We start from the raw sequence: 16601 nt of genomic DNA, 5'->3' as shown, positions 1-16601 counted from the left end.
GGCTAAACGCGCAGGCGCTCCAGCCCAATCAGCCAGGCCAGCCCTGGAACCAGCGCCAGCAAAAACCAATGCAGGTTAAAGCCAAGCAAGCCGAAGATTTCTGCTGTGCTCCAGGTATTGCCAAAGGCATCGGCAAACAGCAGGCACTGCAGCAAGGCAATCAGCGCGGCAAACAGCGCAAAGACCCCGCCGAGCAGTCGCCGCCTGTGGATAAAACAGCCGACCAACACGAACAGCAGTTGCCCGGGCAGTGAGAACAACAGCAGGTCGAAAGCACTGTTGCCATCAGGTTGGGAGATTTCTGGCAGCGTCAGGCTGAAGGGCGCTTCCCTCATGCTGGCGGTCATCAGGCACACGAACAGGTAGGCCACCAGCGCCAGACCCAGGCTTTGCAACAAGCGAACACAAAACAGCCTGATCATCAGCGACGCAGTCCTGGCAATAGATTGAGTAAACCCTCCGGCACTTGTGCACGTAGCCAACGGCTCAGATTATCGCGGTGTTTCTGATACAGCAGGCCCAGGCCAATCACGCCCAGGCCGATAAAGGTCAGTACCACCGGGAACAGCAGCGATTCGGCAAACACCTGGTAAGACAGATAACCCAGGTACATCGCCACGCCCATGCCGCCAAAGACCATGAACAGCGGTCGGCGCAGCAGCAGCGCAACGCCCATCAGGCCGAGGTTGATCAGGCAGTACAGGGCTTTGTCCCATTCACTGTCGGTGTCCAGCAGCGGCAAGCCGAACCAGAAGGCCAGCAATCCGGCCAGATAACCCCAGAACGCGTGGTCCTGGCGAGTGCGACCGTCGACCACCAGGAATACCAGCAACGTCGCCAGGCCAAACCACAGTGACACCGTGCGCCGCTGATTCCAGTCGAAGGCTTCGCCGTAGAACCATTCGCTCAGGTCCATGGACATGAACCACAAGGCCACGGCGATCGGCATGACGATGAACGGGAAAGGGATCAGCCGCAGCATCAACAAGCCGGCCAGCACCGTCGCCGCCTCCATCAGCAGCCAGCCGCCCTGCACATAGGTGTAGTAGTTGTGGTAATTGCCCTGGGCATCGTCCAGTGGCCAGAAACCGGTGATACGTTCCACCGCGAACACCGCCAGCGGCACGATACTCACCGCCACCGCGGCGAGCACGCCAGCGGGGATGATCTGGCCGCGGCGCTGCATGAGTAAGCCACCCAGGGTCAGCACGCCGATGTAGATCAGGGCAACCAGCAGCAGGGCGCTGTCACCGACGCGCATCCAGGCTTCGCTGAGCAACCAGCCCATGGCGGCCATGATCAGCAAGGCGCCGAAGTAAAAAGCCACATGGGCCAGTTGAAAACTGGCCTGGGCTTGCGGCTGGCGCTTGAGAAACTCAATCAGGGCCTGGTCCTGGCCCGGGTTCAGAACGCCGGCGCTGACGGCGCGGGCCAGGTCCTTGGCATCGAAGCGTTCCGTCATCGGCGGTCCTAGATACGATAGGTGCTTTTGGTCATGACCTTGGCCATCAGGCTCATGCCGAACTTGACTGGTGCCGGGAAGCGGAAGCCGCCAGCATCCAGTGCGGATTCGGCATGTTGCTCTTCGTCGACGCGCATCTGCTCGAGAATTGCCCGGGACTTTTCATCCTCGGCCGGGATCTGCTCCAGGTGTTCGTCCAGGTGCTTGCAGACCTGATGCTCGGTGGCGGCGACAAAACCCAGGCTGACCTTGTCGCTGACCAGGCCGGCGAGGGCGCCAATGCCAAAGGACATGCCATAGAACAACGGGTTGAGCACGCTGGGGTGGCTGCCAAGCTGGCGAATACGCTGCTCGCACCAGGCCAGGTGGTCGATCTCTTCTTCGGCGGCGTGTTCCATGGCCTTGCGTACCTGGGGCAGCTTGGCGGTCAGGGCCTGGCCCTGGTACAGCGCCTGGGCGCAGACTTCGCCGGTATGGTTGATGCGCATGAGCCCGGCCACATGGCGGGTCTGCGTTTCGTCCAGAGTGACGTCTGGCTGAATGATCGCCGGCGACGGTCGGGAAGGCTGGCCGCTGAAGGGCAGCAAGGTGCGCATGGCGGTGTCGGCCTGCAGCAACAAGCGGTCGAGCGGGGAATAGTGACGTTCGGTAGCCATCGGGCACCTCCGCAAGAATGTGCCCGACAGTTTACCCCAATCGCGAAGTCGGGGCTTGCCCTGGATCAGCCCGGTGGCCAGTGCATCTGACGCTGGCCAAGCACGTGCATATGAATGTGGTAGACGGTCTGCCCACCTTGCTCATTGCAGTTCATGACCACCCGAAAGCCGTCTTCGCAGCCCAGCTCTTTGGCCAACCGCTGAGCGGTGAAGAGGATGTGCCCGGCCAGGCCCTTGTCTTCTTCGGTGAGGTCGTTGAGCGTGCGGATCGGTTTTTTCGGGATGACCAGAAAATGTACCGGTGCCTGCGGGGCGATATCGTGGAAGGCCAGAACCTGGTCGTCCTCGTAGATGATCTTGGCCGGGATTTCCCGGTTGATGATCTTGGTAAACAGAGTTTCCACTTACGGTTGCTCCATGAGGGTAATCGGACTTGAGTGTACGCAGGCCAGGCGCTTGCGCCCAGCTCTGTGCAAATTAGCGAGGGCAATAGGCCTGGTTGATGGCGCCGGCCAGCTTGCGCGTTACCCAGCGCGACAGCAGGCGCGGGCTGAAGGCCAGCCAGCGGTTACGGCGGCCGGGGATGATCAGGGCGCGGTTCTTGTCCAGGGCACGCACGGTGTACAGGGCGACTTCTTCCGGGCTGAGGCAGCGCTGGCCTTTCTCCAACCGTGGGATGCGCCGCAACGGCGAGCGCACCGGGCCTGGGCAAAGTACCGAGACCTTGATGCCCGTGCGCTTGAGCTCTTCGCGCAGGCCTTCGGAAAAGTGCAGTACATAAGCCTTGCTCGCCGCATAGCTGCTCATCCACGGCCCGGGGGCGAAAGCAGCAAGGGAGGCAACGTTGAGGATCTGCCCGCCACCTTGCACCGCCATGGCATTACCCAGGGCGTGGCAGAGACGGGTCAGGGCAAGAATGTTCACCTCGATCAGGTCCTGTTCATCGCTCCACTCCTGGGCGAGGAAATGCCCGTAGGAACGGATACCGGCGCAGTTGACCAGCAAGTCGATGTGCCGTTCGCTTTCTTCGAGTTCCAGAAGGAACCCCGACAGGCGCAGGGGCTCGCCCAGGTCGCAGGCGCGGAACAGCACTTCGACGCCAAAACGCTGGGTCAGCTCGATGGCGATGCTTTCCAGCGGGTCACGCTGGCGGGCCACCAGGATCAGATTGCGTCCCCGACGTGCCAGCGCCTCGGCCAGTGCCAGGCCCAAGCCGCTGGAGGCACCGGTGATCATGGCGTAACGGGTCATGCAGTTCTCCAGTCGGGAAGGGTGGCCAAAGTGCGCAGTTTACAGCTAGCGGGCTTGAGGTGCTGCCGGTGTGATTCAGATACCGGGCCTGAACACGGTCAAAACCACTGCGACAACGATCACTACCAGCCACATCGAGGCCAGCATAACGACGGACATGCTGTTGGGCGGCGGTGCAGGTCCGAAGCGATTGTTGCCTCGGTTGCCAGGTATCAGCAGCAGGAGCAGCAGCAGGAAGTTGCCGACCCAGGGCAACAACACTGCCCAGCAGAACCAGCCACTCCAGTTCAGGTCGTGCAGGCGCTTGACGAAGAAGATCATGCTCATGATTCGAGCGATAAGGGCGGCAATCAGGATCAGGCCGGCAGCGTCTTTCCACACTGCACTAGTCACCCAGCCCAGCAACAGCGCAAAGGCCACGGTGGCCGCAATCAAACCCAGGCTCCAGGCCAGAAGGCGGAGCCGGCCGATTCGGCCTTGAGGGCTCATCAGCTCGTTTGCGAAGGTGAGGGTGTTGTTCATGCAGGCTTCCTTTGCCGTGATAAAGCGTAAATCAGCCCGGCCAGTGGCGGCTCAGGGCTGTGGCCGAGGCGTGTGCCTGGCGGTACTCGGCATCCAGGCGGGCAATCAGTTGCTCGACCGAGCACAGCTGGTCGATGGCACCGACACCTTGTCCGGCAGACCAGACGGTCTTCCAGGCCTTGGCCTCGTCGTCGATGGGTTTGAGCTTGGTCTCGGTGTGGCTGCGCAGGGCGGCCATGTCGAAACCGGCGTTTTCCAGGCTCTGGCGCATGAAGCTGGCAGGCACCCCGGAAACCGCAGCGGTGTGGATGATATCGGCTGCCTTGGCTTCAAGCATCATTTCTTTGTAGGGCCCCGGCGCCTGGCTCTCGTGGGTGGCGATAAAGCGCGTGCCCAGGTAGGCAAGGTCGGCGCCCAGCAGTTGCGCGGCAAGGATTTCCTGGCCACGGTTGATGCAGCCGGCCAGCAGTAATGTCTTGTCGAAGAACTGGCGAATTTCGGCAACAAGGGCGAACGGGCTCCAGGTCCCGGCGTGGCCTCCAGCGCCCGCCGCCACGGCAATCAGACCGTCGACGCCGGCTTCGGCGGCTTTCTCGGCATGCCGGCGAGTGGTCACATCATGGAACACCAGGCCGCCGTAGCCATGTACGGCATCGACCAGCTCCTTCACCGCTCCGAGGCTGGTGATGACGATTGGCACCCGGTGCTCGACGCACAGCGCCAGGTCCGCCTGCAGGCGCGGGTTGCTCTGGTGCACGATCAGGTTGACCGCATAGGGCGCAGGCTTGTCGAGGGTTGCCAGGCCGGTTTCGATTTCTTCGAGCCAGGCCTTGAAGCCAGCGCTATCGCGCTGGTTCAGCGCCGGGAAACTGCCGACCACGCCATTGGCGCAACAGGCCAGTACCAGTTGCGGGTTGGAGATCAGAAACATCGGTGCCGCTACGACCGGCAGACGCAGGCGTTGTTCGAGCAGGGCAGGCAATGACATGGCAGGTTTCCCGAGGCTGAGTATGGGCTTAGGTTAGAACGGTTTGACCACCACCAGAATTACCACGGCCAGCAGGACCAGCACCGGCGCTTCATTGAACCAGCGGTAGAACACGTGGCTGCGTTTGTTTTCACCACGGGCGAAGCGCTTGAGCTGCGCGCCGCACATATGGTGATAGCCGATCAGCAACACCACCAGGGTGAGCTTGGCGTGCATCCAGCCCTGGCTGAGAAAGCCCGGGGTAAGGCTCAGCAGCCAGATGCCGAAGACCAGGCTGGCGATCATCGCTGGCAGCATGATGCCGCGGTACAGCTTGCGCTCCATGATCACGAAGCGCTCCTGGCTGATGCTGTCCTGGCTTTGTGCGTGGTAGACGAACAAGCGCGGCAGGTAAAACAGGCCGGCGAACCAGCAGACTACGCTGACGATATGCAGCGCTTTGATCCAGAGAAAAAGCATGGGGTTGAGTTCCTTCAGGGTTCACGGTCGTCAGATAGTAGAGGCTAGGGGGGCCGCGAGCCATCGCAACAGTTGTGGGCGTGTTTCAGCGCCCCTATTATCGTGGGCTTTCCTGTTGGTTCGTTGATAAGGGGCACGCGTTATGGTCAAGGTCGGTATCGTTGGCGGCACGGGTTACACCGGGGTCGAGCTGCTGCGTCTGTTGGCACAGCATCCACAGGCCGAGGTGGCGGTGATCACCTCGCGCTCCGAAGCTGGCCTGGCGGTTGCCGATATGTACCCGAACCTGCGCGGTCACTACGACGGCCTGGCCTTCAGTGTGCCGGACGTGAAGACCCTGGCTGCCTGTGACGTGGTGTTCTTCGCTACCCCGCACGGTGTCGCCCATGCCCTGGCGGGCGAGTTGCTGGCCGCTGGCACCAAGGTCATCGACCTGTCCGCTGACTTCCGCCTGCAGGATGCCGATGAATGGGCCAAGTGGTACGGCCAGCCCCACGGTGCGCCAGAGCTGCTCAAGGACGCGGTGTACGGCTTGCCTGAAGTGAATCGCGAGCAGATTCGCCAGGCGCGCCTGATCGCCGTGCCGGGTTGCTACCCTACCGCTACCCAGTTGGGCTTCCTGCCACTGCTCGAAGCCGGTATCGCCGATGCCTCGCGCCTGATCGCCGACTGCAAGTCCGGTGTCAGCGGCGCCGGTCGTGGCGCGGCGGTTGGTTCGCTGTTCTGTGAGGCGGGCGAGAGCATGAAGGCCTACGCGGTCAAAGGGCACCGTCATCTGCCGGAAATCACCCAGGGCCTGCGCCGTGCAGCGGGTACTGATGTCGGCCTGACCTTCGTGCCGCACCTGACCCCGATGATCCGCGGTATCCATTCGACCCTGTACGCGACCGTCGCCGATACCTCGGTCGATCTGCAGGCGCTGTTCGAGAAACGCTATGCCGATGAACCGTTCGTCGACGTAATGCCGGCTGGCAGTCACCCGGAAACCCGCAGCGTGCGCGGCGCCAACGTTTGCCGGATTGCCGTGCACCGTCCGCAAGGCGGCGACCTGGTCGTGGTGCTGTCGGTGATCGACAACCTGGTCAAGGGCGCGTCGGGGCAGGCGGTACAGAACCTCAACATCCTCTTCGGCCTGGACGAGCGCATGGGGCTTTCCCACGCCGGCCTGCTGCCTTAAACGGTAGGTTTCAAGCTGCAAGTCAAAGGCGGACGCGATCCGCTTATAGCTTGCAGCCAACCCCTTGCAGCTTTTGTATTGTTGACCGCTTTTCTCGGAGAAGCGGATAATGCGCGTCATCACGCATTATGGCGGCATAGCGCCGGGAGATAGTCAGCATGAGCGTCGAATCCTTCACCCCTGTGGCATTGCAGTTCACTGAGGGTGCAGCGCACAAGGTGAAGACCCTGGTCGATGAAGAAGGCAATGATCGCCTGAAGTTGCGAGTATTCGTGACCGGCGGCGGTTGCTCGGGTTTTCAGTACGGTTTCACTTTCGATGAAGATGTTGCCGAGGACGACACCATCGTCGAGCGCGAAGGCGTGGCCCTGGTGGTCGATCCGATGAGCTTTCAGTACCTGGCAGGAGCCGAGGTGGATTACCAGGAAGGCCTGGAAGGCTCGCGTTTCGTCATCAAGAACCCGAACGCCACCACGACCTGTGGTTGCGGCTCTTCGTTCTCGATCTGATCGCAAGGGCAGTACCGCAAACGCCGCGCCGATGCGCGGCGTTTTGCTATCTGCGGTTTATGCCGGGTAGATCGCGCCCAGCACCCGCAGGCCACGAGCAGCAGTGACGCTGGGGCGGTTGGCGGGGATGTGCTCCAGGCAGCAGTGGGCCAGCCAGGCGAAGGCCATGGCTTCGACCCAGTCAGGGTCGACCCCGCAAGCGGCAGTGCTGCTGACCCGGGCGTTGGGTAGCAGCGTTGCCAGACGCTGCATCAGCACGCTGTTGTGCGCGCCGCCACCGCAGACCAGCAAGGCCTGGGTATCGTCCTGCGCCGCCTGCAACGAGCTGACGATACTGCGGGCGGTCAGCTCCAGCAGGGTGGCCTGCACGTCTTCATCCCGATAGCCCGGCTGAGACGCAAGATGCTGGTTCAACCAAGGCAGGTTGAACACTTCGCGGCCGGTACTTTTCGGCCCGGTACCGGCGAAGAACGGGTCACTGAGTTGGGAGGCGAGCAAACCGGGGATCACCTGGCCGGTGCCAGCCCAGGCACCGTCGGCGTCGTAGCTGTGGCCCTGTTTCTGCTGGATCCAGGCATCGAGCAGCACGTTACCCGGCCCGCAATCGAAGCCGCTGACTTGCTTGTCCTGTTCGATCAGGCTGAGATTGCTGAAACCGCCGACGTTGAGCACTGCCAGGCGTTGGCCCTGGTGGGCGAACAGCGCTTCGTGGAAGGCCGGTACCAGCGGCGCACCCTGGCCGCCAGCAGCAACGTCGCGGCGGCGAAAGTCGCTGACTACGCTGATGCCGGTGAGCTCGGCCAGCAACGCCGGATTGCCGATCTGCACGGTGAAACCGCGCGCCGGTTCGTGACGAATGGTCTGGCCATGGCTGCCGATGGCGCGAATGGCCTCAGGCTTGAGGTCTTGGGCGGCCAGCAGGTGCTGGATGCCTTCGGCGGCAAGGCGCACCCACTGGTTCTCTGCCAGGGCCGCGCGGGCGATCTCGTCAGGCCCGCTGGCGCACAGGTCCAGCAGGTCCTGGCGCAGGCTGACGGGCATGGGAATGTAATGGGTAGCGAGCAGCTTGAGGTGCTGCTCCTGTTCGATCAAGGCGATGTCCAGGCCATCGAGGCTGGTCCCGGACATCACACCCAGATAGAGCGGCATTGCTTAACGCTTGCTCGAGGCGAGCAGGGTGGCCTTTTCCTGCTCCATGCGCGCGACCAGTGGCTGGCTTTGCAGCAGGAAACGCTGGCGCTCGGCCTTGGCGATCGGGTCGGCCATTGGCAGCTTCTGCCCGAGCGGGTCGACGTGTACGCCGTTGACCTGGAACTCGTAGTGCAGGTGCGGGCCGGTGGACAGGCCGGTGGTGCCGATGTAGCCGATGATCTGCCCTTGCTTGACGGAACCGCCGGTCTTCACGCCCTTGGCGAAGCCCTGCATGTGCCCGTACAGGGTCTGGTAGCGGTTGCCGTGCTGGATGATCACGGTGTTGCCGTAACCACCGCGGCGGCCCGCCAGCAGGACCTTGCCGTCACCGGCCGCCTTGATCGGCGTACCGCGTGGTGCTGCGTAGTCGACACCTTTGTGTGCGCGGATCTTGTTCAGGATCGGGTGCTTGCGGCCTGCCGAGAAGCGCGAGCTGATACGGGCGAAATCAACCGGAGTACGGATGAACGCCTTGCGCATGCTGTTGCCGTCGGCGGTGTAGTAGTTGGTGTTGCCCTGCTTGTTGGTGTAGCGCACCGCGGTGAAGCTCTTGCCGCGGTTGGTAAAGCGCGCGGACAGGATATTGCCGGTGCCGACGACCTTGCCGTTCATGACCTTCTGTTCGTAGATCACGTCGAATTCGTCGCCCTGGCGAATATCCTGGGCGAAGTCGATGTCGTAGCCAAAAATACGTGCCATATCCATGGTCAGATTGTGATTCAGGCCGGCGCGTTGGGCCGAGGCCGACAGCGAGCTCTTGATCACGCCATGAACATAGGCGGAACGCACCACTGGCTTGCTGATTTCACGGTTGAACGCGTAACCGTTTGCGCTCTTGGTCAGGCGAATGGTTTCGAGGTCGCTGAGCTTGCTGTGCAGGCTGGCCAACTGACCGTCCTTGTCGAGCTCGATCTGCAGCACTTGGCCGTGTTTGAGTTGGCTGAACTGCTTGGCCTGCTTGTTGCTGGTCAGCACTTCATGCACGGCGGTAGCCGGCAGGCCGACCTTGGCGAACAGGGTCGACAGGGTATCGCCACGGCTCACGGTAACTTCGCGGTGGCTTGGGTCCTTGCTGGCTGGCGCAGCTTCGGCAGCGGCAGGCGCCGGCTCGACCTTGGCGGTTTCGGTCGGTGCGGCGCTGTTGTCGATCTGCGCAAACGGCGAGGGCGCGGCGTCAGTGTTCTGGGTAAGTGGGGCGTCCTGTTCCTGCTTGAGTTGCTCGGCCGGGCTTTCCAGCTCCAGGTTCAGGGTGGTTTTCTTGGCTTCGACCTCGCTGGATGGGAACACCAGCAAGGCCAGGCTGAGTAAGGCGGCGATGCCGCTGGCGGCCAACAAGTGGCTCTTCGGATAAAGCGGAGGCGCTTTAGGCGGTTCGTTGGTCATAGATGAATTGACTTTGAAATAGATGAAGTGGAAAAGATGAATGACATGATGAAGATGAAATAACTGTATAAAATATAACCAAATCCCCTTCAGCGCAAGCGCGCAGACGTCATCAGTCGGCTTCGAGGTCACACTCGGGGCAAAAACTTGTATTTGATGGCTGATCTTGTATGGTTGGGTCCCTTTGAATCTGAGCCTTGCGGGTCTGTTATGAAGTCGGTTGAAGAGCAGCTAGCGCTGATCAAGCGTGGAGCGGAAGAGGTACTGGTCGAGTCCGAGTTGGTCGAGAAGCTCAAGCGCGGGCAACCGCTGCGGATCAAGGCGGGTTTTGACCCGACTGCGCCTGACCTGCACCTGGGGCATACCGTCCTGATCAACAAGCTGCGCCAGTTCCAGGATCTGGGTCACCAGGTGATCTTCCTGATCGGTGACTTCACCGGCATGATCGGTGACCCGAGCGGCAAGAGTGCCACCCGTCCGCCGCTGACCCGCGAGCAGGTGCTGGATAACGCCGAGACCTATAAACAGCAGGTGTTCAAGATTCTCGACCCGGCCAAGACCGAAGTCGCGTTCAACTCCACCTGGATGGACAAGCTCAGTCCTGCCGATTTCATTCGCCTGGCGTCGCAGTACACCGTGGCGCGCATGCTTGAGCGCGACGACTTCGACAAGCGCTACACCACCAACCAGCCGATCGCGATCCACGAGTTCCTCTACCCGCTGGTGCAGGGCTATGACTCGGTGGCACTGAAGTGCGATGTCGAGCTCGGCGGTACCGACCAGAAGTTCAACCTGCTGATGGGGCGCGAGCTGCAGCGTGCCTACGGCCAGGAAGCGCAGAACATCGTGACCATGCCGTTGCTCGAAGGGCTCGACGGCGTGAAGAAGATGTCCAAGTCGCTGGGCAATTATGTCGGCATCCAGGAAGCCCCCGGAGTGATGTACAGCAAGCTCGTGTCGATTCCTGACACCTTGATGTGGCGCTACTTCGAGCTGCTGAGCTTCCGTTCCATGGAAGAGATCGAGCAGTTCCGTGCGGATGTCGCCAATGGCGCGAACCCGCGTGACATCAAGATCAAGCTGGCGGAAGAGATCGTTGCACGCTTCCATGGTGAGGAGGCTGCCGCCAATGCGCACCGCGCGGCAGGTAACCGTATGAAAGAGGGCGAGTTGCCGGAGGACCTGCCTGATGTCGAGGTTGCTGCGGCTGAAGGCTTGCCGATCGCTGCGGTGTTGAACCGGGCGGGCCTGGTGAAGAACTCGGCGATGGCGCGGGATCTGCTCAATGGCGGCGCCGTGAAAGTCGACGGTGCGGTGGTTGATCGCGACTTCATGTTTGCACTTGGTGCGACCCATGTGTGCCAGGCGGGCAAGAAGGCATTTGCCCGGGTTACCCTCAAGGCTGAGTAATCGCCTGCTGGTGTAGCTATATATAGACGGGGAGGCCGGCAGGCCTCCCCGCTTTGTTTTTCAGCAATGTTAAGGTTTATTGAAATTAAGCCTTGACGGGCTTTCGAATCCCCTTATAATGCGCACCACTTCCGGCGCAGTCGGAACTGAAAACTCCTTGAGTTTCAAAGAGTTAGCGGTTCCAAGGTCATCCGGAAGGGCTTCGATCGAAAGATCGACAGCGGTGAAAAAGGCAGTTGACAGCGGTTTGAAACGCTGTAGAATTCGCCTCCCGCTGACGAGAGATCGCAGCGAGTCAAGTGGTTGAAGTTGAAAGGCTTTTTAATCGAAAGCATCTGAAAAACTTCAAAATAAACGCTTGACAGGCTCTGAGGAAAGCGTAGAATGCGCGCCTCGGTTGAGACGAAAAGCTCTTAACCAACCGCTCTTTAACAACTGAATCAAGCAATTCGTGTGGGTGCTTGTGAGTTCAGACTGATAGTCAAAAAGATTATCAGCATCACAAGTGGCTACACGAAAATCGAAAGATTTGAAAGTAAGTCATTTGAGATTGCTGAGCCAAGTTTAGGGTTTTCTCAAAACCCAAGCAGTATTGAACTGAAGAGTTTGATCATGGCTCAGATTGAACGCTGGCGGCAGGCCTAACACATGCAAGTCGAGCGGATGAGAAGAGCTTGCTCTTCGATTCAGCGGCGGACGGGTGAGTAATACCTAGGAATCTGCCTGGTAGTGGGGGACAACGTTTCGAAAGGAACGCTAATACCGCATACGCCCTACGGGGGAAAGCAGGGGACCTTCGGGCCTTGCGCTATCAGATGAGCCTAGGTCGGATTAGCTAGTTGGTGAGGTAATGGCTCACCAAGGCGACGATCCGTAACTGGTCTGAGAGGATGATCAGTCACACTGGAACTGAGACACGGTCCAGACTCCTACGGGAGGCAGCAGTGGGGAATATTGGACAATGGGCGAAAGCCTGATCCAGCCATGCCGCGTGTGTGAAGAAGGTCTTCGGATTGTAAAGCACTTTAAGTTGGGAGGAAGGGTACTTACCTAATACGTGAGTATTTTGACGTTACCGACAGAATAAGCACCGGCTAACTCTGTGCCAGCAGCCGCGGTAATACAGAGGGTGCAAGCGTTAATCGGAATTACTGGGCGTAAAGCGCGCGTAGGTGGTTCGTTAAGTTGGATGTGAAATCCCCGGGCTCAACCTGGGAACTGCATCCAAAACTGGCGAGCTAGAGTAGGGCAGAGGGTGGTGGAATTTCCTGTGTAGCGGTGAAATGCGTAGATATAGGAAGGAACACCAGTGGCGAAGGCGACCACCTGGGCTCATACTGACACTGAGGTGCGAAAGCGTGGGGAGCAAACAGGATTAGATACCCTGGTAGTCCACGCCGTAAACGATGTCAACTAGCCGTTGGAATCCTTGAGATTTTAGTGGCGCAGCTAACGCATTAAGTTGACCGCCTGGGGAGTACGGCCGCAAGGTTAAAACTCAAATGAATTGACGGGGGCCCGCACAAGCGGTGGAGCATGTGGTTTAATTCGAAGCAACGCGAAGAACCTTACCAGGCCTTGACATGCAGAGAACTTTCCAGAGATGGATTGGTGCCTTCGGGAACTCTGACACAGGTGCTGCATGGCTGTCGTCAGCTCGTGTCGTGAGATGTTGGGTTAAGTCCCGTAACGAGCGCAACCCTTGTCCTTAGTTACCAGCACGTTATGGTGGGCACTCTAAGGAGACTGCCGGTGACAAACCGGAGGAAGGTGGGGATGACGTCAAGTCATCATGGCCCTTACGGCCTGGGCTACACACGTGCTACAATGGTCGGTACAGAGGGTTGCCAAGCCGCGAGGTGGAGCTAATCTCACAAAACCGATCGTAGTCCGGATCGCAGTCTGCAACTCGACTGCGTGAAGTCGGAATCGCTAGTAATCGCGAATCAGAATGTCGCGGTGAATACGTTCCCGGGCCTTGTACACACCGCCCGTCACACCATGGGAGTGGGTTGCACCAGAAGTAGCTAGTCTAACCTTCGGGAGGACGGTTACCACGGTGTGATTCATGACTGGGGTGAAGTCGTAACAAGGTAGCCGTAGGGGAACCTGCGGCTGGATCACCTCCTTAATCGACAGACATCAGCTGTCTTATGAGCTCCCACACGAATTGCTTGATTCATTGAAGAAGACGATTGGGTCTGTAGCTCAGTTGGTTAGAGCGCACCCCTGATAAGGGTGAGGTCGGCAGTTCGAATCTGCCCAGACCCACCAATTACATGTGGTGCAGCCTGTAGCAATACGGGGCCATAGCTCAGCTGGGAGAGCGCCTGCCTTGCACGCAGGAGGTCAGCGGTTCGATCCCGCTTGGCTCCACCACCTTACGTCAAAGCTTAGAAATGAATATTCGGCTCGAATATTGATTTCTGAACTTTTTCAGAATCGTTCTTTAAAAATTTGGGTATGTGATAGAAAGATAGACTGGACAGCACTTTCACTGGTGTGTGTTCAGGCTAAGGTAAAATTTGTGAGTAATTACAAGTTTTCGGCGAATGTTGTCTTCACAGTATAACCAGATTGCTTGGGGTTATATGGTCAAGTGAAGAAGCGCATACGGTGGATGCCTTGGCAGTCAGAGGCGATGAAAGACGTGGTAGCCTGCGATAAGCTTCGGGGAGTCGGCAAACAGACTTTGATCCGGAGATCTCTGAATGGGGGAACCCACTCAGCATAAGCTGAGTATCTTGTACTGAATACATAGGTGCAAGAGGCGAACCAGGGGAACTGAAACATCTAAGTACCCTGAGGAAAAGAAATCAACCGAGATTCCCTTAGTAGTGGCGAGCGAACGGGGACTAGCCCTTAAGTGGCTTTGAGATTAGCGGAACGCTCTGGAAAGTGCGGCCATAGTGGGTGATAGCCCTGTACGCGAAAATCTCTTAGTCATGAAATCGAGTAGGACGGAGCACGAGAAACTTTGTCTGAATATGGGGGGACCATCCTCCAAGGCTAAATACTACTGACTGACCGATAGTGAACCAGTACCGTGAGGGAAAGGCGAAAAGAACCCCGGAGAGGGGAGTGAAATAGATCCTGAAACCGTATGCGTACAAGCAGTGGGAGCCTACTTTGTTAGGTGACTGCGTACCTTTTGTATAATGGGTCAGCGACTTATATTCAGTGGCGAGCTTAACCGAATAGGGGAGGCGTAGCGAAAGCGAGTGTTAATAGCGCGTTTAGTCGCTGGGTATAGACCCGAAACCGGGCGATCTATCCATGGGCAGGTTGAAGGTTAGGTAACACTGACTGGAGGACCGAACCGACTACCGTTGAAAAGTTAGCGGATGACCTGTGGATCGGAGTGAAAGGCTAATCAAGCTCGGAGATAGCTGGTTCTCCTCGAAAGCTATTTAGGTAGCGCCTCATGTATCACTGTAGGGGGTAGAGCACTGTTTCGGCTAGGGGGTCATCCCGACTTACCAAACCGATGCAAACTCCGAATACCTACAAGTGCCGAGCATGGGAGACACACGGCGGGTGCTAACGTCCGTCGTGAAAAGGGAAACAACCCAGACCGTCAGCTAAGGTCCCAAAGTTATGGTTAAGTGGGAAACGATGTGGGAAGGCTTAGACAGCTAGGAGGTTGGCTTAGAAGCAGCCACCCTTTAAAGAAAGCGTAATAGCTCACTAGTCGAGTCGGCCTGCGCGGAAGATGTAACGGGGCTCAAACCATACACCGAAGCTACGGGTGTCACTTAGGTGACGCGGTAGAGGAGCGTTCTGTAAGCCTGTGAAGGTGAGTTGAGAAGCTTGCTGGAGGTATCAGAAGTGCGAATGCTGACATGAGTAACGACAATGGGAGTGAAAAACTCCCACGCCGAAAGACCAAGGTTTCCTGCGCAACGTTAATCGACGCAGGGTTAGTCGGTCCCTAAGGCGAGGCTGAAAAGCGTAGTCGATGGAAAACAGGTTAATATTCCTGTACTTCTAGTTATTGCGATGGAGGGACGGAGAAGGCTAGGCCAGCTTGGCGTTGGTTGTCCAAGTTTAAGGTGGTAGGCTGAGATCTTAGGTAAATCCGGGATCTTAAGGCCGAGAGCTGATGACGAGTTGCCTTTAGGCGACGAAGTGGTTGATGCCATGCTTCCAAGAAAAGCTTCTAAGCTTCAGATAACTAGGAACCGTACCCCAAACCGACACAGGTGGTTGGGTAGAGAATACCAAGGCGCTTGAGAGAACTCGGGTGAAGGAACTAGGCAAAATGGCACCGTAACTTCGGGAGAAGGTGCGCCGGTGAGGGTGAAGGACTTGCTCCGTAAGCCCATGCCGGTCGAAGATACCAGGCCGCTGCGACTGTTTATTAAAAACACAGCACTCTGCAAACACGAAAGTGGACGTATAGGGTGTGACGCCTGCCCGGTGCCGGAAGGTTAATTGATGGGGTTAGCTAACGCGAAGCTCTTGATCGAAGCCCCGGTAAACGGCGGCCGTAACTATAACGGTCCTAAGGTAGCGAAATTCCTTGTCGGGTAAGTTCCGACCTGCACGAATGGCGTAACGATGGCGGCGCTGTCTCCACCCGAGACTCAGTGAAATTGAAATCGCTGTGAAGATGCAGTGTATCCGCGGCTAGACGGAAAGACCCCGTGAACCTTTACTATAGCTTTGCACTGGACTTTGAATTTGCTTGTGTAGGATAGGTGGGAGGCTTTGAAGCGTGGACGCCAGTTCGCGTGGAGCCATCCTTGAAATACCACCCTGGCAACTTTGAGGTTCTAACTCAGGTCCGTTATCCGGATCGAGGACAGTGTATGGTGGGTAGTTTGACTGGGGCGGTCTCCTCCTAAAGAGTAACGGAGGAGTACGAAGGTGCGCTCAGACCGGTCGGAAATCGGTCGTAGAGTATAAAGGCAAAAGCGCGCTTGACTGCGAGACAGACACGTCGAGCAGGTACGAAAGTAGGTCTTAGTGATCCGGTGGTTCTGTATGGAAGGGCCATCGCTCAACGGATAAAAGGTACTCCGGGGATAACAGGCTGATACCGCCCAAGAGTTCATATCGACGGCGGTGTTTGGCACCTCGATGTCGGCTCATCACATCCTGGGGCTGAAGCCGGTCCCAAGGGTATGGCTGTTCGCCATTTAAAGTGGTACGCGAGCTGGGTTTAGAACGTCGTGAGACAGTTCGGTCCCTATCTGCCGTGGACGTTTGAGATTTGAGAGGGGCTGCTCCTAGTACGAGAGGACCGGAGTGGACGAACCTCTGGTGTTCCGGTTGTCACGCCAGTGGCATTGCCGGGTAGCTATGTTCGGAAGAGATAACCGCTGAAAGCATCTAAGCGGGAAACTTGCCTCAAGATGAGATCTCACTGGAGCCTTGAGCTCCCTGAAGGGCCGTCGAAGACTACGACGTTGATAGGTTGGGTGTGTAAGCGCTGTGAGGCGTTGAGCTAACCAATACTAATTGCCCGTGAGGCTTGACCATATAACACCCAAGCAATTTGCTGCTCCTAAATAAAGAGCAGGCCAAATTGCGGTAGTGAAGACTGCAAAGCCGAGAATTTGTAACTCACAAGCATCACATACCCGATTCG

Annotated in this window: 13 protein-coding genes, 2 tRNA genes and 2 rRNA genes; 7 read left to right on the top strand and 10 right to left on the bottom strand. The window is 58.3% G+C overall.

From position 1 onward, the window contains the following. Nucleotides 1-2: 2 nt before the first annotated feature. The 8 genes from LOY45_RS24195 to hemJ all read right to left on the bottom strand — a co-directional run bounded on the left by LOY45_RS24195 (nt 3) and on the right by hemJ (nt 5338). Nucleotides 3-422 (bottom strand): hypothetical protein, encoded by a 420-nt coding sequence (locus LOY45_RS24195; RefSeq protein ID WP_115085051.1) that lies wholly within the window; start codon nt 420-422, stop codon nt 3-5. Continuing rightward, nucleotides 422-1462: a DUF2157 domain-containing protein gene (locus LOY45_RS24190; protein WP_233674567.1), complete on the bottom strand. Its 1041-nt coding sequence runs from the start codon at nt 1460-1462 to the stop codon at nt 422-424. The genes LOY45_RS24195 and LOY45_RS24190 overlap by 1 nt, the downstream gene beginning before the upstream one ends. An 8-nt stretch (nt 1463-1470) precedes the next feature. Then, complete coding sequence (gene coq7, locus LOY45_RS24185; RefSeq protein WP_038998467.1) at nt 1471-2118, bottom strand: 2-polyprenyl-3-methyl-6-methoxy-1,4-benzoquinone monooxygenase; 648 nt, start codon at nt 2116-2118, stop codon at nt 1471-1473. 65 nt (nt 2119-2183) lie between these two features. After that, complete coding sequence (locus LOY45_RS24180; protein ID WP_038998468.1) at nt 2184-2522, bottom strand: histidine triad nucleotide-binding protein; 339 nt, start codon at nt 2520-2522, stop codon at nt 2184-2186. A gap of 73 nt (nt 2523-2595) precedes the next feature. Continuing rightward, a complete protein-coding gene (locus LOY45_RS24175; protein ID WP_115085053.1) occupies nt 2596-3369 on the bottom strand; it encodes an SDR family NAD(P)-dependent oxidoreductase in 774 nt (257 codons plus the stop codon). A gap of 75 nt (nt 3370-3444) precedes the next feature. Continuing rightward, on the bottom strand, nt 3445-3891 hold the full coding sequence (locus tag LOY45_RS24170) for a DUF805 domain-containing protein (RefSeq protein WP_258578470.1): 447 nt from the start codon (nt 3889-3891) through the stop codon (nt 3445-3447). 31 nt (nt 3892-3922) lie between these two features. Beyond that, on the bottom strand, nt 3923-4879 hold the full coding sequence (locus tag LOY45_RS24165) for an NAD(P)H-dependent flavin oxidoreductase (protein ID WP_233674568.1): 957 nt from the start codon (nt 4877-4879) through the stop codon (nt 3923-3925). A gap of 33 nt (nt 4880-4912) precedes the next feature. Then, on the bottom strand, nt 4913-5338 hold the full coding sequence (hemJ, locus tag LOY45_RS24160) for a protoporphyrinogen oxidase HemJ (protein ID WP_115085056.1): 426 nt from the start codon (nt 5336-5338) through the stop codon (nt 4913-4915). Nucleotides 5339-5480: 142 nt separating this feature from the next. Here hemJ and argC point away from each other — a divergent pair, with 142 nt between their 5' ends. Together argC and erpA are read left to right on the top strand one after the other, a co-directional pair. Continuing rightward, complete coding sequence (gene argC / locus LOY45_RS24155) at nt 5481-6515, top strand: N-acetyl-gamma-glutamyl-phosphate reductase (protein ID WP_115085057.1); 1035 nt, start codon at nt 5481-5483, stop codon at nt 6513-6515. A 158-nt stretch (nt 6516-6673) separates the two neighbouring features. Beyond that, nucleotides 6674-7024, top strand: a complete 351-nt coding sequence (gene erpA / locus LOY45_RS24150; protein ID WP_010221479.1) for an iron-sulfur cluster insertion protein ErpA — start codon at nt 6674-6676, stop codon at nt 7022-7024. A gap of 57 nt (nt 7025-7081) precedes the next feature. Here erpA and LOY45_RS24145 read toward each other — a convergent pair whose 3' ends face one another. Both LOY45_RS24145 and LOY45_RS24140 read right to left on the bottom strand, forming a co-directional pair. Next, complete coding sequence (locus LOY45_RS24145; protein WP_258578468.1) at nt 7082-8173, bottom strand: anhydro-N-acetylmuramic acid kinase; 1092 nt, start codon at nt 8171-8173, stop codon at nt 7082-7084. A gap of 3 nt (nt 8174-8176) precedes the next feature. After that, nucleotides 8177-9598 (bottom strand): peptidoglycan DD-metalloendopeptidase family protein, encoded by a 1422-nt coding sequence (locus LOY45_RS24140; RefSeq protein ID WP_258578467.1) that lies wholly within the window; start codon nt 9596-9598, stop codon nt 8177-8179. A 210-nt stretch (nt 9599-9808) separates the two neighbouring features. Here LOY45_RS24140 and tyrS point away from each other — a divergent pair, with 210 nt between their 5' ends. The 5 genes from tyrS (at nt 9809) to LOY45_RS24115 (ending at nt 16492) form a co-directional block, all read left to right on the top strand. After that, nucleotides 9809-11008 (top strand): tyrosine--tRNA ligase, encoded by a 1200-nt coding sequence (gene tyrS / locus LOY45_RS24135; protein WP_115085060.1) that lies wholly within the window; start codon nt 9809-9811, stop codon nt 11006-11008. Nucleotides 11009-11602: 594 nt separating this feature from the next. Further along, nucleotides 11603-13139, top strand: a 16S ribosomal RNA gene (locus tag LOY45_RS24130). A 66-nt stretch (nt 13140-13205) separates the two neighbouring features. Further along, nucleotides 13206-13282: transfer RNA gene (locus tag LOY45_RS24125), tRNA-Ile, on the top strand. 29 nt (nt 13283-13311) lie between these two features. Beyond that, nucleotides 13312-13387: transfer RNA gene (locus tag LOY45_RS24120), tRNA-Ala, on the top strand. A 214-nt stretch (nt 13388-13601) separates the two neighbouring features. Then, a 23S ribosomal RNA gene (locus LOY45_RS24115) occupies nt 13602-16492 on the top strand. The 16S and 23S rRNA genes sit together here with 2 tRNA genes alongside, the layout of an rRNA operon. Nucleotides 16493-16601: the final 109 nt, after the last annotated feature.

The organism is Pseudomonas wadenswilerensis, assembly GCF_024749185.1.
In the GTDB taxonomy this organism is placed as follows: Bacteria; Pseudomonadota; Gammaproteobacteria; order Pseudomonadales; family Pseudomonadaceae; genus Aquipseudomonas; species Aquipseudomonas wadenswilerensis.
This window is presented reverse-complemented; position numbering and strand designations above follow the sequence as displayed.